Consider the following 20,260-nt stretch of genomic DNA (forward strand, 5'->3'; position numbering starts at 1 on the left):
AAGCAATATGTCTGAAAGTAAAGGTAAAATCATTCGAATATCAGGTCCAGTTATTGAAGCAAACGGCATGCGTGGAGCAAAAATGTATGATGTTGTTCATGTTGGATCTGAAAAACTTGTTGGAGAGATTATTCGATTACATAATGAAATTGCAACAATTCAGGTTTATGAGGATACTAACGGGTTGAAGCCTGGTGAAGATGTTGTATCAACAGGTATGCCACTTTCTGTTGAACTTGGACCTGGTTTAATTGGAACTATTTATGATGGAGTTCAACGTCCGCTCGAAGCACTTGTGAAAAAAACCGGTGATTTTATCCATCGTGGTGCACAAGCTTTTGCACTTGATAGAACAAAAAAATGGGATTTTTCACCAGTAGTATCACAAGGAGAGGTTGTTTGGAGTGGTGATGTGCTCGGTGAAGTTCAGGAAACCAAACATATTGTTCATAAAATCTTGGTTCCACCTTCTATCTCCGGCAAAGTTACTGCTGTTGTACCAAAAGGAAGCTATACCGTTGATACTGAAATTGCAACGATTCACACCGATACTGGTGTTGTGAACTTGACGATGATGCAACGATGGCCAGTTCGAAAAGCAAGACCGGTAGTGAAAAAATATGATCCTACACTTCCGTTGATTACTGGACAGCGTGTCATTGATACCTTCTTTCCAATTGCAAAAGGAGGGACTGCTGCGATTCCTGGTGGTTTTGGGACAGGTAAAACTGTGACATTACATCAACTCGCCAAATGGAGCGATGCAAAGATTGTCGTTTATGTTGGTTGTGGGGAGCGCGGCAATGAAATGACCGATGTGCTTCGTGAATTTCCAGAACTTGTTGATCCAGTAACTGGTGGTCCTTTGATGAATCGAACTGTTTTGATTGCAAATACCTCAAATATGCCGGTTGCAGCTCGAGATGCTAGTGTATATACAGGAATTACGATTGCTGAATATTATCGAGATATGGGGTATGATGTTGCATTGATGGCTGATAGTACGTCTCGGTGGGCTGAGGCGATGCGTGAGATTTCAGGTCGTCTTGAGGAAATGCCTGGTGAAGAAGGATACCCTGCGTATCTTGCTTCTAGATTAGCTGAGTTTTATGAACGTGCTGGTCGTGCTCAGCTTATTGGTTCGAAAAAAACCGAAGGTTCAGTATCGGTCATGGGTGCTGTTTCCCCACCTGGTGGTGATTTTTCAGAGCCGGTTGCACAAAACACCCTTCGGATTGTTCGAGTGTTCTGGGCGCTTGACGCTGATCTTGCAGATAAACGACATTTCCCCTCAGTCAACTGGTTAAAATCGTATTCATTATATCTGGAAGAAATGAGTGAATGGTGGGAGAAAAACGTTGGGAAGAATTGGTTATCGATGTTGAATAAAGCTATGAATTTATTACAGAAAGAAGCAGAGTTGCAAGAAATCGTAAAACTTGTTGGTCCCGATGCATTACCAACTCGTGAACGTGCAGTACTCGAAAGCGCTCGTATGATTCGTGAACATTATCTCCAACAGAATGCATTTCATGAAGTTGACACGTATTGTCCGAGTAAGAAACAGTATGAAATGCTTCGACTTATGTTGTTATTTTCAGATAAAATTGACAATGCTGTAAGTCACAATGTACCTATCGATGCTATTCTTTCTATGAGGTCACGGGAACAGTTAGCTCGGATGGGTAAAATTCCTAATGATACGTTTGAAAAAATCTTCAAAAAAATTGAACAAGATTTAGAAAAAGAAGTACAATTGTTAATTCAGGAGCGTGCCGTATGAGTCAGAAGAATATCGAATATTCGACTGTTACTGAAGTGACAGGTCCCTTGATGGTTGTTGATAAAGTAACTGATGTCTCCTTTAATGAGGTTGTAAAAATTAAAACAGCAACAGGGGAAATTCGAACTGGTCAGGTTCTTGAGGTTTTTGAAACAAAAGCAGTTGTTCAGGTATTTGAAGGTACGCGTGGTTTAGATACAAAGAAAACCGCAGTTCGTTTCATTGGTGAAACCATGAAGCTTGGTCTCTCTAAGGATATCATTGGTCGGATATTTGATGGAACTGGAAATCCGTTGGATAATGCACCTCCGATAATCCCTGAAATCCGTCGTGATATCAATGGTGTTCCAATCAATCCTTGTGCTCGTGAATACCCCCGTGAATTTATTCAAACAGGAATCTCAGCGATCGATGGGTTAAACACATTAGTTCGAGGTCAAAAGCTTCCGATTTTTTCAGGTGCTGGTCTTCCTCACAATGAATTAGCTGTTCAGATAGCTCGTCAGGCAAAAGTGTTAGGAAAAGAAGAAAAATTTGCTGTCGTTTTTTGCGCGATGGGAATTACAAACGAAGAAGCAAATTTATTTATCAAAGATTTCGAGAATACTGGTGCGCTGGAGCGCACAGTAATGTTTTTGAATCTTGCTGATGATCCGACAATTGAACGGATTATTTTACCACGAATGGCGTTAACCTGCGCCGAGTATCTGGCGTTTGATTTAGATATGCAGGTTCTTGTTATTTTAACTGATTTAACCAACTATGCAGAAGCACTTCGAGAAATAGCCGCAGCTCGTGAAGAAGTACCAGGTCGCCGTGGATACCCAGGATATATGTATACTGATCTAGCATCAATTTATGAGCGTGCAGGGAGAATTAAGGGCAAGAAAGGTTCGATCACTCAGATACCTATGTTGACGATGCCTGATGATGATATTACACATCCTATCCCGGATTTAACTGGATATATTACGGAGGGGCAGATTGTTCTTGATCGCAGTTTACATAAGAAAGCAATTTACCCACCGATCTCTGTTCTTCCTTGTTTGTCTCGTTTGATGGATAGGGGTATTGGTCCTGATCGAACACGAGAGGATCATGCTGATGTTTCGAACCAGCTTTATGCTGCATACGCAGAAGGATGTGATTTGCGTGATCTCGTTTCAATTGTTGGTGAAGATGCACTTTCAGAACGTGATCGAAAATTCTTACAATTTGCTGATGCTTTTGAAAAACGTTTTGTTTCTCAGCAACCCTCTGAAGATCGAAGTATTCATAAAACGCTTGACATAGGTTGGGAGTTATTGTCCTTATTACCGCAATCAGAGTTGAAAAAAATTGATGAGAAATTCATTAAAAAATATTTACCAAAAGTAACGTCAGAGTAAGAGTATGGCTGAGCAAATTCTTGAAGGTGTTAATCCAACTCGAATGGATCTTCTAGATGTTCGAAAAAAAATACTATTAGCTCAGAAAGGATACAAACTTCTTGAGGAAAAGAGAGATGCGCTTGTTGAACGTTTTTTTTCCTTAATTGAAAGAAGAAATGTATTGCGAAAAGAAGTTGATGCTGAGTTCCCGAAAGCATTTGAAGCGTTGATTACTGCACAGATGCTGTTAGGGGAAGATAAGGTTGAATATCTTTCATTTTTAACAAAGCAACTCGATGAAATTACGTTCGGGTATGATAACATCATGGGGGTGAAGATACCAAAAATTCATACAGCTCAAACTATTCCAAAGCACGAACCGCGATATGGTTTTTTTGAGACGAATGCATCATTTGATGAGGCACAGTATCGTTTCCATATGTTAACCAAAAAATTACTGCAGCTTGCTGAATATGAAAGTAATATTCAATCACTTTCGTTAGAAATTGAAAAAACGAAACGACGGGTGAATGTATTAGAGCATGTTCTTATTCCAAAACTAACTGCAACAATTAAGTATATTGAGATGCAACTTGAAGAACGAGAACGAGAAGATTTTTTCAGACGAAAAAGAATTAAAACACTCCTTGAATATAAGAAAAAATGACTATGTCATTGGAAGAAGATCCTATTCTAGGGCAATTTTTTGATACACCTGAAAAGAAAGCACGGTGGATTGTTCGTCTTAAAATAGCATACATTCTTTGGATTCTTTTTTTGATCATTGGTATTTTTTCTTTTTTATTGTGGTATATCATTCGGTAAATTTTTTCCCATCATTTGTTCAGTATCTATATTTAAATGCTGCTTTCAACAGGAATGGTGTGATGAGTGTTGTAACAAGTGTTAATAATACTGTTGTTGCAAGGATTTGAGTCGCAGTCTCTCCAATAAGAACTCCTTGTGCGACTGCAGCACCAGCAATTATTAACGCCATTTCGAGTCGAGGGATCATACCAATACCAGCTCGAAGTGAATGTCTGCTGGTAAGTCCTGCAAGTTTCCCTCCGATCCAACAGCCTATGATTTTTCCGATAATGCTAACAATAATAATGGACAGAGCAAATGCGATAACTGTAAATGAAGTAAAAACAGTTGGATCGACGTTTGCTCCAACCCAAACGAAAAATAAAGGGATGAATAAACCATATCCGATGGTTTTAATATCTTCGATTATTTTTTTCGATTTCATTGATCTACCGATGACAATTCCGGCAACAAAAGCGCCGGTGATACCAGCAATTCCTGATTGATACGCAAAATAGGAGTACAATAAAAACAATGCAAGTGAGAAACTAAGCAGCGCTTTAGGTAATTGAATTTTTTCACCAATATGAAATAGTTTATCGATGATTTTTAAACCAACAAATAAGAATAAAATAAAATAAATTACAATTTTGATTCCTAGGATTGTTACATCCATAGGTGTTGCAACTCCTAAAACTGATACAAACAGAATTATGGCCAATACATCATCAATGACTGCTGCGCCAAGAATCGTAAGTCCTACTTCTGTGTTCAGCACGTTTAAATCCATCAAAACACGTACGGGTATGCCAACTGATGTTGCGACAAGGATTAACCCGATTACAAGGCCGATATGCCAGCTAAAACCGAACGAATGAGAAACCAGCATACCAAAAAGCAATGGTGCAATCACTCCACCAACTGCAACATAAATCGATGGTTTTTGAACTTTTTTTAAATTTGAAAAGGTTATTTCCAATCCTGAGAGAAACATCAAAAATAAAATCCCGAGTTGCGCGAGGACTTCAAAAGCCTCAGAGGTATACTGTAAATGAGGAAATGATATTTCCCAAAGGAAAAAAGGAACTGTTTTCCCTGCGAATAATCCCAGTCCAAAACCTCCAAGTAATAATCCGGCGCAGATTTCTCCGATAACCGCTGGTTGTTTGAATCGTTCAAACAAGAAACCAAGAAGACGAGCAAAGATTAACGCTAGTGCTATTAACAAAATAATTTCAAAAATATCTATCTCGCTTGCCGTAGTCTTCAACCTTCTTCAGTTATTGAATGGTATTGTGTTGCATCATAAAACTTTCGTATCAACTGATTGAGTGTGATTTCACCGATAATCTGATTGTTTCTTACTACCGGTAAACGCCTGAGTTTATATCTTGTCATACGTTGGAGGATATCAATAATTTTTTCGTCTTCTGTACAGCTAATAACTTCTGTGGACATAATATCTCGTGCGGTTTTGACGGTTTCATGTTGTAGCGATCGTATATCCGGTAACCCAAACGTATAGGGTGAAAAACTTTTTGGGGCGAGCGTCACCAGAATGTCATGTTCAGTAATCGCTCCTACGAGCTTTTTTTCCTGTTTGTTATTGACAACCCAAATGTGGTTTCGTGCGCCAAGAATATTAAGAACACTGAAGATATCTTCATTTTCTTCGATGATTGGAGTATCCCATATCCGTTTATTCATGAGCTGTTTTACTTTGAGATGGTAAAATTCATCAACCAATTTGTTTTTCATAATAATCTACTAATCGTGTAAAATATATTTAAAAGTTAACTTTTTAATTTTTAAAAAAGTAAAGAGAAAGAAAAAAGAAATAAGAAAGCGTTGCTGTTTTTTTAAACGCTTTTACCAATGTCCCAGATTGCTTTAATTGCAAGGAGTCCAACAGCTGGGACAATAAATATCGCAAGACTTAGCGATATCCCGGTGAGCAATGAACCAATCCATGGGTTGAGTAGCATATATGATCCTTGGAATACTGCGTACATGACGAGTAATGCTACACCTGCCATGAGAAAACCTGGGACTTCTTCTTTGGTAATGGTTCCTTTTCCTAGAAATGCGAGAATTCCCACGATTGCACCGATTATTGCGAGAATCCAAGCGAGGATTCCTCCCGTGTTCGTTGCAAAAAAGTTGTTTCCGCCCTCAAGTTGAACTGCTTGCCATAGCCCAACAAGTATTGCGATGAGGGTTCCGCCCATGAAGGCATATATTGATAATTTTCCAATCATTGCATTTTTATCCATAAATATCTCCTCCATATTTTATTTTTTTTAACCAGGAGAAACTCTGAACTTATTAATAAAGTTTCCTTTTTTTTAAGTCATGAAAGAGTATCTATGGATGTTTACTCTGTTAACCAGGATTCATCAATTTTGGTATACTGAGCTATTTCTTCAGGTTTAAACCAAAGGTTGATTTCAAACGTTGCAGTTTCTTTGCTATCTGAACCATGAATGATATTTCTTCCGATGAATTGACCGTAATCTCCTCTGATTGTCCCGAGGGGTGCTTGTTGTGGATCTGTTTTTCCCATCATCGATCGAACGGTTTCAATGACGTTGATTCCTTCGAGAACCATTGCAACAACAGGTGAAGATGTTATGTAGCGTACTGTTGGTTCAAAGAAAGGTTTTCCTTTGTGGACTCCATAATGTTTTTCAGCTAGTTTTTTATCAACTGAAACGAGTTTTAACGCAACAATTTTCAGCCCTTTTTTTTCAAATCGACTGATGATGTCTCCGATAAATCCCCGCTGTACCCCATCTGGTTTGATCATGACAAATGTTCTTTCTTTTTGCATGGTATTGTCCTCGTGTTTTTTTTTGTAGGTAGGATGGAAGATGTGTTTATAGAATTAACGATTTAGGGAAAAAAATTTTTTGTAAGGTAGTACAGGGTAATACTGGTAATATTGAAAAATATATGTGCTAGTACCCCAGTTAGAAGATTTTTTGTTTTTATTACAAAAAATGCTAAGAAAGCTCCAACAATTCCTGTCATCACCAGAGGATATATTTTTCCGTATGAAAGATGTGCGATTCCAAAGAGAATCGATGGTAGTACAACCGCAGTGGTTGGTCCTTTCCAAGAATTGATTTTTTCAAGGAGAAATCCTCTGAAAAAAAATTCTTCTGCAATTGGTTGGATTGATATGATGACGACCATGCTCGGAAGTGATAAAATTTTCTCTAAATCTTCGATATTGCTTTGTTTTGAGGGGTCAAATCCACCAGCAAGTAAAAAAATGTCGATGATGACGATCATAATAAAACTGCAGATCATCGTGATACCGCCCCAGAGTATTGCTTGTGGAATTTCTTGTTTTTTGAGCTGTAGTCGTTCAAATATACTTTTTATTGATAATCGGTTTACGAGAACATACCAGAGTATTGGAACGCCTATGAATAAAACTATTATTAGTGATAACTGGAGACCGACGAGAATTATCTCAAATAGGATCTGTAATTGTGCTGGTACTGATTGAATACCTTCTGGAGTTGATGGAAGGTAATTAAAAAACGTAAGTATTGGTAAACCAATTGTAATGCAAAAGACAAGTGTCATTGCTAATAATGCAAGGATGTGCGTTGGTTTTTTTATTGAAAAATCCATACTGTGGGACAATAGTCAATGTTAGATAAAGATTATGTTTCTTGAAAGATTTGTTGTTGTATTAAAAAATTTATTGAGAATACAACCTACAATTTATTATACTAATATCTTGTTATTGTTTTTTGAAAACTAGGAGGATAGATTCATGGCAATAGGTTTTGTTTTGATCAATGTGACACCTACTCTCGAACGAAAAGTTTTTGAAACTCTTTCAAAGATACAAGAGATAAAAGAACTGTATCAGCTCTTTGGGGAATATGATATAATCGCAAAAGTTGAAACGAAAGACTACGAATCGTTAGGTGATATTGTAGTTAACACTATCCGTTCGGTTCAAGGAGTTCTTAATACGAAGACGCTAACTGCTATAAATTGTTAATATCCTTATCTTTTGTTTAAGGATTCTGAGTGAGAAATCCATGACTTTTGAGTCCATGGATGAATCGCTTGGATAAGTTATCGTTAAAACAAGGATAGTGTTTTCTTCTCCTCTTGGAGAAAGCAACGTTATTTATGACGTGGGATGAGGGACGAAATTATTGTTTTTTGGTAATTTTTTTCTTTGTGTATGTGCATAGCTAGCTGCATAACAATTTTTATAAACAAATAGTAAATACTAATTTGTACGAAAACGAAAATATGGATGGGTGTGATATTATGGTTAGATTCTGTCCAGAGTGTGGAGATGAAGTCGAAGACGGTTTTAAATTCTGTCCCGACTGTGGAGCTGCGGTGCCGAATGTGAAAAAAACAAAAACTACAGTATCGAAAAAAACAAAACAAGCAAAAAAACCTGATGTTGATGAAGACAGCATCGAACAAAAACCTGTTCAAGAAAAAAAAGAAATTCCTTTCAAAACGTTTTTGCGGGTTTTTAGTAAACGTCGAACGCGAATAGCTGTACTTGGAATTTTTTTAGTAGCATTAATTGTTGCAGCTGCTGTATTGTTTGTATCCCCATTGGAACTTACCAGTGCAGTTGCAAAACAACCTCGGACGTTTACCATCATGATCGAAAATACGTTGAAGAAAGATGTTCCTTGTTCATTGAAATTTGATGCACTAAAGTATATTAAACAAGGTGATCCACTCAATATACCTGCTGGTGAAACAGTAACAATAACGGTGAATGAAAAGGATTTACTCGTACAAAATGATAAGTATGACGTAACCTTGTATGCAACAATTGATTATATGGATGAGATCACAGCGTTTGATATTACAAAATCAGCGTCATTTCGGATCTGTCCAGAAACTGATGGAACGTTTCTGAGTTGCACTGGCTCTGTATAATAAATATCAAGAAATTATTTTTTTATTTTTTTAATCCTTTTATTTTGATTTTTTGTGCATATTTTCGAAGGAGTTCTTCCTGTTCAGGTCGCCATTGACTTATCTCTAATAATGCATAGGAAAGTTCTTCATTGAGTCCATCGAGGTGTACGACGCTGTTCTGTTGATAGATATCGATTAACAGTCGACCGAGTTGGTATTTTTCGTCAGTAAACATTGGTTCAGTGCTAAGTATCGAAGCAGTTATACGTGCGATATCTTCGATAGGTTTTCCAAGTCGTGCCTCTTCAAAATCGACGCCCCAAACGTCCTCTTTGAGGATAAAGTTTCGAAGAATTGCATCTCCTCTAATCATGTATCCCTCAGTTGTTTTGAAAAAATCGTGGAATTTCACAAACCAGTCTGCAAGTTTTTGTATGGTATTTTCTTTTTCTCGTAGTTTTATTTGCGGGTCATTGATATAGTCGCAGAGATTTATTCCTGATATATAGCTTTGGATAAGTACTATGTTTTTTTCATCTTTTTTGAAAACGGTTGGTATATTGAGTGTTTTTGCTCCTTTTTTTAAAATGGTGTATTCAGTATCCATATTCTTTTTAAGTCCAGGGGGGTACCATTTTATAACTCTGGGTGTTCCATTAAAGATGACATAACAAACGGTATTCTTTTTACTGTCAAAACATCGTTGAACGAGCATCTTCTGATACAAGTCATCATTTTCAATGAGCTCGTTAATATTTTTCATACAATCTTCTTAGTATATATGTAGTTCTTCTGTAAAAAAGTTATGTTTTCGTATATATCTAGTCGTTACTCTAAATGCTGGACTCGGGCGGTTAGATAAATTCCAACGAGAATTAGGGAACCTCCAATAAGAGAAAACTGGGGTGGTTGTTGGTTAATCCATGGTATTGCGAAGGCAAGAAGTGTTGAGCCAATAGGTTCTCCAAGAAGCATGACCGATGCAATTGATGCTCTAATGTATTTTAATGACCAGTTATACAGGGTGTGTCCAAAGATTCCTGAGATAAGTGCCATGAGAAATATCAGACCATAATCTGTGGCACTCAGACCAATGATCGGTGCTTGTAGTAGGATACAGATGCAAAAAAGAGTTGTTGTTGCAGATGCGTAGACGATTGCGGCGTAGGAAAAAATTGAGACGGTATTTCTGGTTTTTCTGCCACCTAGAATATATAAACCTGCAGCGACTCCTCCAAGCATGGCAAGGATGTTCCCCTCGAGACTGTCAAGAGTTGTCGTTGTGTAGTAGTTTCCTGAGACAAGAATAATGACTCCACTTACTGAGAGGACTATACCAAGGATATTGATTTTTGCGAGTCTCTCTTTAAGCAGATAGTGTGCGATTGGTGCAACAATCATTGGATGTGCGGTGACGAGGATCACGGAGCTTGCTACTGATGTTTGTGTAAGCGAGGTTATCCATAGTGCAAAATGGAGTGCAAGGATAATCCCAATAAGTATCATAAATAGAATTTTTGGTAGGGGTAGTGTTCTTATTTCTTTTCGGTTTTTTTTGCAAAATACAACAAAAGGAAGGACGAGTATGGTGGTAAATAAGATTCGATAAAATGATATGCTAAGCGGGTGTGCTGTGCAGGTGAGAATAAAGATTGATGCGAATGAGACAGCAATAATCGAGACAATCATTGCTAGATACGGTTTTTTTGTCATATTTCTTTCCTTTCATTTTGACATGAACTTATGTTTTGTTGGTGATTTGATGATGAACATAGGTAGTGCGTCGATACAAAAGAAGTACGGTTGCAAAAAAAAGTGATAAACATCCAATAAGTACAAAGGGGAAAGTAATTCCATAGAAATCAGCAAGGAAACCACTGATAAAAATCAAAAGTGTTCCTCCACCAGTTTGGAAGGTAAAAATGATACCAAAAGTTCGTCCTTCGACTGATTCATGGGTGACTTCTGAAACAAAGGAAAATAATGCTGGGTACGTAAGAAACACCGAGATCCCCATGAGAATCATAGCACTAATGATAAGAAAATACTGGGTACTCAGCGTGAGCAGGATGCTCATGCCTCCAAGAATAAAATACGCTAGAATAATGAGCTTTTTCCGATTGATACGGTTTCGTATTTTTCCATAGCAAAGCGAGGTAATACTTCCCACACCAATCCATACAGCAACACTCATACCAATTATAGGTAAAGAGAGAGTTGTTTTCTCGGTAAGGAGGAGTGGTAAATAGGTGATTGTTACTCCCCAAGCAGCACCGCTGATCATAAAACCTGGTGCGAGAAGTTTAATCTGTTTAAACACTTGAAATGCTTCACGGATTGTTTGTTTTTTTCCCCTTGTTCTATTTTTTTGTCGTGGCGCTCTGAGTGCATGTTGCTGTAAATCTTTAATGGCAAGAAGACCTATGATCAAGCCGCAGAAACAAGCTCCTGCCCATATGTAGAGTGGTGCACCCCAATTTTGAAATACCTCAGTGAGGTATAAGGTTGATAAAACAGCGAGAAACGCTCCGAAATCTGCAGATCCACTTTGGATGCCCATTGCCCAGTCAAGGCCTTCTTTTTTAAAGGTTCGAGAAATCCATCCGACTCCAAGAGGATGAAAAAAACTTGTTGAAAACCGAAGAACAAAGATAAAGAATACTAACGTGAAAAAATCACGACTGGTTGATAATAGGAGGAGTGATATAGCCGTGCAGAGAATGCCAAATGAAAGCAAAACACCTGTATCTTTTCCGTCGCCATATTCTCCGATGATTAGTTGAAAGATCAGGGTGATACATAGTCCGCCACCGGTGATGATACCAACTTCAGTATAGGACAGTTGAAAGAGTTGTTTAAAAATTGGAAACAGTAACGGGATAACAGAAACAGATCCATCGGTTAATGCATGATACATGCTTACTGTGGAAAGAATTTTTTTCTTTTCATTCATAGAAAGGGATGTGGTGCGGTATTATACTGATCTTTATAATTATTTGTTTATCCAAAATCCAAAACGAAAATCGTAAAACATATACTTATCTTCTGCATAGGGTTTCTCTATGTGTGAACCTGTGGTTCTTGGTTTCTATGGTTATTCAAATACAGGTAAAACTAATATTATCCAGCGTTTAATACGACGTCTTACTTTAGAAGGATGTTGTATCGCTGTAATCAAACGTTCGGAGAAAGCTTTTTGTATTGATCAAGAGGGAAAAGATACTTGGAGGTATGGTTCTGTTGGTGCGCACTGTGTTGTTTTTTCTTCTCAGTTTGAAACTGATTTTTTAACGAAAAAAAAGATGGATGTTTCAGAAATTCTTACATTCATTCAATGTTTTGGTTGTTTTGATATAGTTTTTGTTGAGGGTGCTCGGGATCCCCATATTCCAAAAATACGTGTTGGTGATATCAAGAAAAGACCATATACGATTCTGGAATATCACAATAATGAGGAGGAGATATGGATGTATATAAAAAAAGAATTAGAAAAACAAAAAGAAAAACAAAAAAACAATGAAGCAGAAATCTCTCTTGAGGTGAACGGAAAAAAAATACCACTCTCTGAGTTTCCTGCTCGCATAATTCAAAACACAGTTCTTGGTTTAGTTCGGTCACTTAAAGGTGTTGATAGGATTTCTTCTTTGAATTTGAAGATTGTGTATAAAAAAAAGAGAAAACCCTGAAAGACTGTTACAGGGTTCCTGTTACGTTTATGAGAATGAACAACAGTACAATCAATGAGATCATGAATATACTGAGAATGTCCTCTCGGCTCTGACTTAATCGTTGCACGTCTGCATCCCGTCCCAACCACCGAATGGTTTTATCCCTTTAAAAACTTTGCACTTTTTTTCAGACTGACAAAAGAAAAATTCACTTTGATAATCCGAGATGAACAATCTCTGAATCAATGTCCCATTGTTTAAGTAATTCTCCTTTCGGTGAATCAGTAAAAATCAGTTTTTTTGCTCGTGTTTCACTCCGGATGTGATTCAACCATGGTTCGAGTGATATTTTTCTTTCGGAAGATAGAGATATCTCGACGTGTATTTTCTCTTCAACAGAAAGGTTTAATTCTTTTCGCATTGATTGAATTCTGCGGATTATTTCACGGGCGAATCCTTCTGCCTCAAGCTCTGGAGAACGTGTAGTTTCTAAAAATAATTGAATGTCGCCAACAGATGTTCTCGTAAAATTTTCTTTCTCGCGGACAGACCTCTTAAAATCATCTTGAGTTAATTCAAATGTCTCATTTTCAAGAGTGATTTTTACTGTTTTTTGTGTTTTAATTTTTTCGTACAAGAGTGGGAGATCGGCAGTTGCTAGGTAGGTGGTAAGTATTTTTGCTTTCTCTTTGTATCTTCTCCCAATACTTGGTACATAAACGTGTATCTGTTCGTCCATAAATGCTTGATCGGAACGAGCAAAAGAAATTTTTTTAACATTAATTTCTTCATTTAACAAATCAAGCAATGGCGTGATACTTTTTTCTTGTGCTTCTGAACAGACAATCGTTGCAGATGGTAAGGGGTACCTGACGTTAATACCAACTTTTGAACGTAATGCACGGCCAACTTCCACGAGGTCACGAATAGTAGTCATACTCTGTTCTAGTTCCTCGTTGATCTGTGTTGTATCAGCAGCAGGGTAATCGCAGAGATGAACACTCACGGGTTGATCTGATGTTCGAAGGTTTTGATATATCTCTTCGGTGATAAAAGGAATAAAAGGTGCTGCAAGCTTTGTAACACCTAGAAGGATATCGTACATCGAGGAATACCCTGCTAGTTTGTCTGTGGTTTTTTCTTCGTTCCAGAGGCGTTTTCGTGATCGTCTCAAATACCAATTACTAAAATCATCGATAATAAAGTTTTCAATGAAACGAGCTGCTTTATGGGTTTCAAACTGAGAGACAGCTGTAGTGACATTCTGAATTAGCCGTTGCAATCGACTGAGTATCCACCGATCCAGAAGATTTCTTTCTGACAAAGCTACAGAGTCTTTTTTTGGATGAAACTTATCAAGCACTGCATAGGTTGCAAAAAAGTTGTACGAATTCCACAAAGTTAAAATAAATTTCCCTAATGTTTCTTTTACGGCTTCTTCATAAAATCTGGTAGACATCCAGGGTGCATTCGTTGAAATGAGATACCATCGGAGCGCATCAGCTCCTTCATGATCAAGAATACTATTTGGGTCAACATAATTTTGTTTACTTTTGCTCATTTTCTGATTATCTTTATCAAGAACTAAGCCCAAGGTCAAAACTGTTTTGTATGGGTTTTTATCAAAAAGAATCGTTGAAATAGCGAGGAGCGAATAAAACCATCCGCGTGTCTGGTCCAGGGCTTCACAAATAAAATCAACAGGAAAATTTTCCTGAAATTCTTTAGTATGTTCAAAGGGATAATGCCATTGTGCGAAAAACGCAGAACCTGAGTCATACCAACAATCAATAACTTCTTTTTCACGGACCATCTGTGAACGACATTTTGGACAACGTACGATGATCTCATCGACAAATGGTTTATGGAGATCATATGTTGCTGGGAATGATTCGCTGACCTCTTTTAGCTCTTGAACACTCCCAACACAGAGGATATGAGAACATCGTTTATTCGAACAAATCCAGATAGGTAGCGGTGTTCCCCAGTAACGATCACGAGATAACGCCCAATCTTTTACCTCGCGGATGAAATCACCAAAACGACCTTGTTGTAGATGTTCAGGATACCACGTAATTGCATTATTGTTTCGGATGAGTGAATCTTGCACCTTTGTCATTGCGATAAACCAGGACTCCATAGCATAATAGAGAAGAGGCGAGTCGCATCGCCAGCAGAACGGATACTCATGGGTATATGTTTTTTTTCCTGCAAGAAGGCCCTGCTGTTCAAGATAGTCAATAATATGTGCATCTGCATCTTTTACAAACTGTCCTTTCCACAGGGTTACCTCCGGTGGGAAGGTTCCATCAAGTTGAACCAGTTGAACAACTGGGAGATCATATTTTTTCCCGACGATATAATCGTCTTCACCAAAACCTGGAGCGATATGAACAATACCAGTACCATCACTCATGGTAACAAAATCTGCAAGAACAACATACCATGCTTTTTTTTCAACTGTTGCATACGTAAATAGCGGTTCATATTCGATATGTTCTAACTCTTTCCCAGTATATTGATCTAAAATATCATATTCATCTCCTTTCATGAGCACCGCTGCTCGTTCTTGAGCAAGAATCAGGACATCTCCACGATATCGAATTTTAAGATAGGTTTCATTTGGATGAACTGCTAATGCCACATTTGAAATCAACGTCCATGGTGTTGTTGTCCATGCAAGAAAATATGCATCCTCCTTTTTTAACTTGAATTTTACAAAAATTGAAGGATCATCAACAGTTTTATACCCTTGAGACAACTCATGTGCTGAGAGGGCAGTTCCACATCGAGGACAATAGGGAACAACCTTATGGCCTTTGTATAATAATTTTTTCTCATACGCTTGTTTTAGTGACCACCACACAGATTCAATATACTCGTTTTTTAATGTGATATATGGTTTTTCCATATCAAGCCAAAAACCGATTCTTCGCGTCAGATCAACCCACGCCTGTTCATATTTAAATACACTTTTTTTACATTCTTCATTAAATCGTTTAACACCATACCGTTCAATAGCCTGTTTGTCTTCAAGCCCAAGTTTTTTTTCAACCTCTATTTCAACAGGAAGACCATGGGTATCCCATCCAGCTTTTCGTAAAATGTAGTATCCTTGCATGGTATAATATCGAAGAATGAGATCCTTAATAACTCGAGTGAGAACATGACCTGGATGGGGAAGACCGTTCGCTGTCGGTGGCCCTTCAAGGAATACATAGGAAGGACAACCTTTTCTCTGTTGTATTGACTGTTCCATGATGTGCTGTTCTTTCCAAAAACGTTGTATGTGCTGTTCAATCTGTTGTGGATTGTATTTTTGCGGGGGGGTTTTGATCATTGAACCGAACTCCAGAATATCATATATGCATTCGTCTTTGTAATAACCACGTAATGGCTACAACCTGTTAAAATCATTTTCGCCGTATTTATCATGTTAATAATCTCGGCTGTTTTCTGATTTCATGATCTCGCGGAGAAACGAGGTTGCATAGCAACCCTTGAGCAGAGAGAAAGAAAGCATGACTGCTTTTTTTCCTTCATGATACGTATCAGATTCAATATGATACGTTAAATTGCGGAGTGGTGCAAGAATCGATCGTCGGGAGCCACGTGAGGATAAAAAGGGAATGTCGGGGATAACAAAATCTCGAACGTCTATCTTTTCTTGCTTGAAAACTTCATGTTCAATTTCACCCATTTCTCCGCTTGAAAAAACCGGTTTGAATCCGACGAGAATGCAACTGACAAATGCTTTTTGTTTTTGTACTTGCTCGTTAATCTTCGCACTGTTTGAAGATGAAACGGTAATGTATTCATCTGATACAACATTGTTCCGAAATGGAAGAATAATATCGCCAATACAAGCTTGATGTAATGGTAACTTTCGATGCATGCGTTCACTGAGCATTTTATTAAATAGATATGACTGATATGCATTGATAAACATTAATAGAAGATTTTTTGGAAGCTGTTGTAATGCAGAGAGAAAATCCGATGGATTTACAACAAGGTTATTAAGAATTGCTTTTTCAAAATTCAAGTGATTAGGAAATTGGTGTAATGCTGTAGTAAAATCGTAGGTTTTTTTGAGATTACTCCGCAGTTCAGCAATCATCGGATCTTCTTCAGGACAAGGAGCGGTCAGATAAGTCATTACTGCTTGTTCAAAATCTCCAGAAACAATATATTTTCCAATGAGATGGTTAATCGGGCGAATAGCACCAAACCGTTGTATCCCAAAAAAATTTGGAAAACCACCAGAACTTGTTAGAACGTCAAGGTTTTTTTTCAGAGATGATTCAGGATAGGAGTTAGAAATGTTTCGAATTGTTATCGTGAAATAATTTCCATAAAGGTCGCCCAGTTTAACAGGTCTTTTTGATTTGAAAATATTTTTTATTTCGACGTCTTTAATCTTTAATTTTTGGAGCGATTCAGGTGAAACTGAAGCAAAGGACATCAGTCGAGTATTGACTGAGCGTTTATCTTTTGTACCTGCAAAACTAATTCGATTACGAGATATACGTAGTTTTTTTGAAATTTCACGAATTAAGGTGTTTGTCTCCCAATTACGACAAGAGATTTCTGCAATGGTAAATATTCCGGTATCGTCTCTTGAAGGGTAATGAAATGTTTCTTGAACGGTAAAATCTTCGGGAACGGTTCGTAATTTCCCGCCGCATCCTGGTTCCTGCGTAAAATATGTTTCAATTCCAATCGTATGTTCAAAAGCAGCAGAATTCATAGATAAATTTTTTTTATTCAAAATTTTTGCCGAATGTTTTTATTTCATCTTCAAGGTATTGTACTGCTTTTTTTAAAATCTGGATCGGATCTCCTTTTTTTACTCTGATGAATAATCGTCGTTTATTTGATAAGGGATGATCAGCCATGCATGAGGCGTATTCGACATCATCATTCTTGAGGAGAACATGAGTGATTGGATGAAGGATTGTTTCATCTTCATTTGTTATTTCAACTTCGAGTTCTGTTTTTGTCTTTTTTAAAATTTGTAACTTCATTTTTCTTCACCTGAACTATCTTTATTATAATTTAGTAATATCAATTTCTCCGTATTCTGATGAAATACGTCGATGCTCTTTATTTCCACAATTTTCGCATTCAAGACTGTTTCCTTTTTTTATGAGTGAATGGCGACATTTTGAACATAATGCTTTAATCGCTCCAAGATGTCGTTCTTTTGTCGCAAGTTGAACACTGGGATGTGTTTGGATAACTTTTGCAAGAATGTAATCTCCTGCTTTATATTCAGTTGAGGCATCTTTGATATACCCGTGAGCTATTTCTTTTACATGAATGGTTCCATTGGTATCACCTGACACCGCTCGATTTTTTCCAACAACGTGAACAACCTCAGCAATAATCATGGTCGGCTTTGCCATTTCTACCTGAGCAATAACGGTGTCTCCTTTGTTGAGTGTTACCGGTATACTTGTCAAAGGCTCAACACGTGCTCTACGATGTTTTTCATCAACAGTATATTTTCCAATTCGAGCAGCACGAATAATACCATTTTCTTCAAAAGTTCCGTCACCAGGAAGAAGTTCTTCACAGGTTGACAATTGATCTCCAGGCATGACAACTTTTTTTTTCATCAAGAAACACTGCGTCCTTTCTCTTTTATGTACAGTTACGGCAATCTCATTGGTTTTTTAAAGGTTTGGGTATACTCAGCGCCTGTTCTATGCAACATTCAATAAAAATTTAAATAGACAAAGGAACAATTCTGTTGAGATATGAACCGTTCTTATAATACGTATCATTTTTTCCAAAAAAGATACACAGAGATTGGCGGAAAAATTAAACCGTTTCAGTTATATCGTTGTATCAGGGTTAATACAAAAAAAATCAGTTCTGAGAATCTCAAAAAACGATTATTAAATCGAGGTTTTGATCTTGAAAAAATACCTTTTGTACCACATGGGTTTCGGATACTAAAAGAACCTTTTAACCTTGTGAGCTGCCCTGAATATTTACTTGGACTTTTCTACATTCAAGATGCAGCATCGCAACTACCAGCACAGATCCTTTCTCCCCGTGAGCTTGTCCTCGATGCATGTGCTGCTCCCGGAGGTAAAACTTGTCAATTAGCTTCTATGGCTAATGTTATTGCAGTGGATAATAATAAACAGCGCTTTCAAAAACTTCGATTAAATCTTGAACGGCTTGGAATAGACAATTGTATCGCATATAATATGGATTTTTTGAAAATACAAACCTGTTTTAATTATATATTACTTGACGCGCCGTGTTCTGGAAATTATATGCTTGAATCAAGATGGTTTGAAAAAAATACTCTCCAGCGAATAACTGAACGTTCACAACTTCAAAAAAGACTGGTCGCTCATGCGATATCACTCTTAAATCCTGGTGGAATTCTTGTGTATAGTACCTGTTCATTAGAACCAGAAGAAGATGAATGCGTAGTTCAATATGCTCTTGATACGTTTCCCATCAAACTTGAAAAAATAAACTGTATCGGAGATCCTGGGTTAACAACCGCATTTCAGTATCATTTTGATGAATCTATGCGGTATTGCCGTCGTCTATGGCCAGATAAGACAGAGACCATTGGTTTTTTTATTGCGAGGTTAAAGAAATGTTAAACGTATTTATTCGCCAATTTACAAATAAAAATATTATGTATATTCAACGCGGGCATCAATATTTTCTAGCAAATAAGTATCTTGAAAACTATCGGCTTCCACATCCTGAAAATGTATTTGGTGTTTATCTGGGCAGAGAAAAAAACAATGAGTTTTTTCCTTCATTTGCGCTGCTTGATATTCTTGCTCAGATTTCTTGTGAAAAAGTTATCGTTAGTGAACTCGGAGAGCTTGATTTTTTATATGGTAAAAATTTAAAACAGAAACATATCATCAAAATATTAGGAAAAAAAGAAGATGGTTGTTTAAAACTAGTGCAGAATATACATGATGAGAATCTTGGATATGGGAAGCTCATTCAAGATTCAAAGAGTCATTCGCAAGTTTTGAAACATATTCTTGATCGTGGTATTTTTTTAAAATTGGATAGACACCCGGAACTATAGCAAAAATGCATAATGTGAAAAGCCTTAAAAAGCCTTATAAATACCTTGTTTATTTCGACATCCCTACAATAATAAAAATCATAGGTGTTCGGATATGGCGCGAAAACCAGCAAGTATGTATCGATATGTTCGAAGTATGGCGACAACCCGTCGTGAATATATGGGTGGTGTTCCTGCACCGCGTATTACTCAATTTGTCATTGGAAATAAAACCGAAGATTTTCCTATTTTTTTAACGTTAAATGCTGTTGAAAAATGTCAACTTCGTCATAATTCGCTTGAGGCAGCTCGTGTCTCTGCGAACAAAACACTTGAATCAAAAGCAGGACTTGCAAATTATCGGCTTCATGTCCGGGTCTATCCACATATTGTCCTACGAGAAAACAAACAAGCAACAGGGGCTGGGGCAGATCGTGTATCGCAGGGAATGAGACGAGCCTATGGTAAACCGGTTGGAACTGCGGCACGTGTCAAACCGGATCAGATTATTATGACACTTGAAACAACAGAACAGTTTTTCTCCTTAGCTAAAGATGCATTACGGAAAGCAAGCATGAAACTTTCAACACCCTGTACCATTAATGTTGTCAAAGGTCCTACGCCGCTCAAACAAGCATAAAAAATGATATTTTTCGTGTCC

General features: G+C 37.5%; 21 protein-coding genes. 9 read left to right on the forward strand and 12 right to left on the reverse strand.

The window, feature by feature from the left end; genetic code table 11:
• Positions 1 to 7: 7 nt before the first annotated feature.
• Genes QXL17_01080 through QXL17_01090 form a run of 3 tightly spaced genes read left to right on the forward strand, consistent with a single transcriptional unit; the run spans position 8 to position 3,820 of the window.
• Positions 8 to 1,783: an ATP synthase subunit A gene (locus QXL17_01080; GenBank protein ID MEM4257729.1), complete on the forward strand. Its 1,776-nt coding sequence runs from the start codon at positions 8 to 10 to the stop codon at positions 1,781 to 1,783.
• On the forward strand, positions 1,780 to 3,171 hold the full coding sequence (locus QXL17_01085) for a V-type ATP synthase subunit B (GenBank protein ID MEM4257730.1): 1,392 nt from the start codon (positions 1,780 to 1,782) through the stop codon (positions 3,169 to 3,171). Before QXL17_01080 ends, QXL17_01085 begins: the two co-directional genes overlap by 4 nt.
• A 4-nt stretch (positions 3,172 to 3,175) precedes the next feature.
• On the forward strand, positions 3,176 to 3,820 hold the full coding sequence (locus tag QXL17_01090) for a V-type ATP synthase subunit D (GenBank protein MEM4257731.1): 645 nt from the start codon (positions 3,176 to 3,178) through the stop codon (positions 3,818 to 3,820).
• A 177-nt stretch (positions 3,821 to 3,997) separates the two neighbouring features.
• Here the strand turns inward: QXL17_01090 and QXL17_01095 are convergent, their stop codons facing one another.
• From QXL17_01095 to QXL17_01115, 5 genes are all read right to left on the reverse strand, one after another.
• Positions 3,998 to 5,230, reverse strand: coding sequence for a cation:proton antiporter (locus QXL17_01095; protein ID MEM4257732.1), 1,233 nt, complete (start codon positions 5,228 to 5,230; stop codon positions 3,998 to 4,000).
• Positions 5,227 to 5,718, reverse strand: a complete 492-nt coding sequence (locus QXL17_01100; GenBank protein MEM4257733.1) for a CBS domain-containing protein — start codon at positions 5,716 to 5,718, stop codon at positions 5,227 to 5,229. The genes QXL17_01095 and QXL17_01100 overlap by 4 nt, the downstream gene beginning before the upstream one ends.
• A 101-nt stretch (positions 5,719 to 5,819) precedes the next feature.
• On the reverse strand, positions 5,820 to 6,233 hold the full coding sequence (locus tag QXL17_01105) for a hypothetical protein (GenBank protein MEM4257734.1): 414 nt from the start codon (positions 6,231 to 6,233) through the stop codon (positions 5,820 to 5,822).
• A 101-nt stretch (positions 6,234 to 6,334) separates the two neighbouring features.
• A complete protein-coding gene (gene ndk, locus QXL17_01110; GenBank protein MEM4257735.1) occupies positions 6,335 to 6,790 on the reverse strand; it encodes a nucleoside-diphosphate kinase in 456 nt (151 codons plus the stop codon).
• Between the two features lie 62 nt (positions 6,791 to 6,852).
• On the reverse strand, positions 6,853 to 7,602 hold the full coding sequence (locus QXL17_01115) for a type II CAAX endopeptidase family protein (GenBank protein ID MEM4257736.1): 750 nt from the start codon (positions 7,600 to 7,602) through the stop codon (positions 6,853 to 6,855).
• A 145-nt stretch (positions 7,603 to 7,747) separates the two neighbouring features.
• Between QXL17_01115 and QXL17_01120 the strand changes: the two genes are divergently transcribed.
• Positions 7,748 to 7,981, forward strand: a complete 234-nt coding sequence (locus QXL17_01120; protein MEM4257737.1) for an Lrp/AsnC ligand binding domain-containing protein — start codon at positions 7,748 to 7,750, stop codon at positions 7,979 to 7,981.
• A 278-nt stretch (positions 7,982 to 8,259) separates the two neighbouring features.
• Positions 8,260 to 8,895 (forward strand): zinc-ribbon domain-containing protein, encoded by a 636-nt coding sequence (locus QXL17_01125; protein MEM4257738.1) that lies wholly within the window; start codon positions 8,260 to 8,262, stop codon positions 8,893 to 8,895.
• A 22-nt stretch (positions 8,896 to 8,917) separates the two neighbouring features.
• Here the strand turns inward: QXL17_01125 and QXL17_01130 are convergent, their stop codons facing one another.
• The 3 genes from QXL17_01130 to QXL17_01140 all read right to left on the reverse strand — a co-directional run bounded on the left by QXL17_01130 (position 8,918) and on the right by QXL17_01140 (position 11,830).
• On the reverse strand, positions 8,918 to 9,640 hold the full coding sequence (locus QXL17_01130) for a hypothetical protein (protein MEM4257739.1): 723 nt from the start codon (positions 9,638 to 9,640) through the stop codon (positions 8,918 to 8,920).
• Between the two features lie 65 nt (positions 9,641 to 9,705).
• Complete coding sequence (locus QXL17_01135) at positions 9,706 to 10,590, reverse strand: DMT family transporter (protein MEM4257740.1); 885 nt, start codon at positions 10,588 to 10,590, stop codon at positions 9,706 to 9,708.
• Positions 10,591 to 10,618: 28 nt separating this feature from the next.
• On the reverse strand, positions 10,619 to 11,830 hold the full coding sequence (locus tag QXL17_01140) for an MFS transporter (GenBank protein ID MEM4257741.1): 1,212 nt from the start codon (positions 11,828 to 11,830) through the stop codon (positions 10,619 to 10,621).
• A 109-nt stretch (positions 11,831 to 11,939) separates the two neighbouring features.
• On the opposite strand from QXL17_01140, the gene mobB reads away from it, so the two are divergent.
• A complete protein-coding gene (gene mobB, locus QXL17_01145) occupies positions 11,940 to 12,563 on the forward strand; it encodes a molybdopterin-guanine dinucleotide biosynthesis protein B (protein MEM4257742.1) in 624 nt (207 codons plus the stop codon).
• A gap of 190 nt (positions 12,564 to 12,753) precedes the next feature.
• Here mobB and ileS read toward each other — a convergent pair whose 3' ends face one another.
• The 4 genes from ileS to QXL17_01165 form a co-directional block, all read right to left on the reverse strand.
• Positions 12,754 to 15,885 carry an isoleucine--tRNA ligase gene (gene ileS, locus QXL17_01150; GenBank protein ID MEM4257743.1) on the reverse strand — a complete coding sequence of 1,044 codons (3,132 nt, stop codon included), beginning with the start codon at positions 15,883 to 15,885 and terminating at the stop codon, positions 12,754 to 12,756.
• Positions 15,886 to 15,981: 96 nt separating this feature from the next.
• Positions 15,982 to 17,292: a tRNA pseudouridine(13) synthase TruD gene (gene truD / locus QXL17_01155; GenBank protein ID MEM4257744.1), complete on the reverse strand. Its 1,311-nt coding sequence runs from the start codon at positions 17,290 to 17,292 to the stop codon at positions 15,982 to 15,984.
• 13 nt (positions 17,293 to 17,305) lie between these two features.
• Complete coding sequence (locus QXL17_01160; protein MEM4257745.1) at positions 17,306 to 17,569, reverse strand: DNA-directed RNA polymerase subunit L; 264 nt, start codon at positions 17,567 to 17,569, stop codon at positions 17,306 to 17,308.
• 24 nt (positions 17,570 to 17,593) lie between these two features.
• Entirely contained in the window at positions 17,594 to 18,163 is a 570-nt protein-coding gene (locus QXL17_01165) for an exosome complex RNA-binding protein Csl4 (GenBank protein MEM4257746.1), read from the reverse strand.
• Positions 18,164 to 18,304: 141 nt separating this feature from the next.
• Between QXL17_01165 and QXL17_01170 the strand changes: the two genes are divergently transcribed.
• From QXL17_01170 to QXL17_01180, 3 genes are all read left to right on the forward strand, one after another.
• Positions 18,305 to 19,174 carry an RsmB/NOP family class I SAM-dependent RNA methyltransferase gene (locus tag QXL17_01170; GenBank protein MEM4257747.1) on the forward strand — a complete coding sequence of 290 codons (870 nt, stop codon included), beginning with the start codon at positions 18,305 to 18,307 and terminating at the stop codon, positions 19,172 to 19,174.
• Entirely contained in the window at positions 19,168 to 19,620 is a 453-nt protein-coding gene (locus QXL17_01175; GenBank protein MEM4257748.1) for a hypothetical protein, read from the forward strand. Before QXL17_01170 ends, QXL17_01175 begins: the two co-directional genes overlap by 7 nt.
• A gap of 94 nt (positions 19,621 to 19,714) precedes the next feature.
• Positions 19,715 to 20,239 carry a 50S ribosomal protein L16 gene (locus tag QXL17_01180; protein MEM4257749.1) on the forward strand — a complete coding sequence of 175 codons (525 nt, stop codon included), beginning with the start codon at positions 19,715 to 19,717 and terminating at the stop codon, positions 20,237 to 20,239.
• Positions 20,240 to 20,260 lie beyond the last annotated feature (21 nt).

The organism is Candidatus Thermoplasmatota archaeon (genome assembly GCA_038884455.1).
Lineage (GTDB): Archaea > Thermoplasmatota > E2 > DHVEG-1 > DHVEG-1 > JAWABU01.

What these genes read in the sequence shown, in the direction of transcription:
- QXL17_01080 (MEM4257729.1), top strand. Translation starts at nt 8, where the DNA reads ATGTCTGAAAGTAAAGGTAAAATCATTCGAATATCAGGTCCAGTTATT.
- QXL17_01085 (MEM4257730.1), top strand. Translation starts at nt 1,780, where the DNA reads ATGAGTCAGAAGAATATCGAATATTCGACTGTTACTGAAGTGACAGGT.
- QXL17_01090 (MEM4257731.1), top strand. Translation starts at nt 3,176, where the DNA reads ATGGCTGAGCAAATTCTTGAAGGTGTTAATCCAACTCGAATGGATCTT.
- QXL17_01100 (MEM4257733.1), bottom strand. Translation starts at nt 5,718, where the DNA reads ATGAAAAACAAATTGGTTGATGAATTTTACCATCTCAAAGTAAAACAG.
- QXL17_01105 (MEM4257734.1), bottom strand. Translation starts at nt 6,233, where the DNA reads ATGGATAAAAATGCAATGATTGGAAAATTATCAATATATGCCTTCATG.
- ndk (MEM4257735.1), bottom strand. Translation starts at nt 6,790, where the DNA reads ATGCAAAAAGAAAGAACATTTGTCATGATCAAACCAGATGGGGTACAG.
- QXL17_01115 (MEM4257736.1), bottom strand. Translation starts at nt 7,602, where the DNA reads ATGGATTTTTCAATAAAAAAACCAACGCACATCCTTGCATTATTAGCA.
- QXL17_01120 (MEM4257737.1), top strand. Translation starts at nt 7,748, where the DNA reads ATGGCAATAGGTTTTGTTTTGATCAATGTGACACCTACTCTCGAACGA.
- QXL17_01125 (MEM4257738.1), top strand. Translation starts at nt 8,260, where the DNA reads ATGGTTAGATTCTGTCCAGAGTGTGGAGATGAAGTCGAAGACGGTTTT.
- QXL17_01130 (MEM4257739.1), bottom strand. Translation starts at nt 9,640, where the DNA reads ATGAAAAATATTAACGAGCTCATTGAAAATGATGACTTGTATCAGAAG.
- QXL17_01135 (MEM4257740.1), bottom strand. Translation starts at nt 10,590, where the DNA reads ATGACAAAAAAACCGTATCTAGCAATGATTGTCTCGATTATTGCTGTC.
- QXL17_01140 (MEM4257741.1), bottom strand. Translation starts at nt 11,830, where the DNA reads ATGAATGAAAAGAAAAAAATTCTTTCCACAGTAAGCATGTATCATGCA.
- mobB (MEM4257742.1), top strand. Translation starts at nt 11,940, where the DNA reads ATGTGTGAACCTGTGGTTCTTGGTTTCTATGGTTATTCAAATACAGGT.
- ileS (MEM4257743.1), bottom strand. Translation starts at nt 15,885, where the DNA reads ATGATCAAAACCCCCCCGCAAAAATACAATCCACAACAGATTGAACAG.
- truD (MEM4257744.1), bottom strand. Translation starts at nt 17,292, where the DNA reads ATGAATTCTGCTGCTTTTGAACATACGATTGGAATTGAAACATATTTT.
- QXL17_01160 (MEM4257745.1), bottom strand. Translation starts at nt 17,569, where the DNA reads ATGAAGTTACAAATTTTAAAAAAGACAAAAACAGAACTCGAAGTTGAA.
- QXL17_01165 (MEM4257746.1), bottom strand. Translation starts at nt 18,163, where the DNA reads ATGAAAAAAAAAGTTGTCATGCCTGGAGATCAATTGTCAACCTGTGAA.
- QXL17_01170 (MEM4257747.1), top strand. Translation starts at nt 18,305, where the DNA reads ATGAACCGTTCTTATAATACGTATCATTTTTTCCAAAAAAGATACACA.
- QXL17_01175 (MEM4257748.1), top strand. Translation starts at nt 19,168, where the DNA reads ATGTTAAACGTATTTATTCGCCAATTTACAAATAAAAATATTATGTAT.
- QXL17_01180 (MEM4257749.1), top strand. Translation starts at nt 19,715, where the DNA reads ATGGCGCGAAAACCAGCAAGTATGTATCGATATGTTCGAAGTATGGCG.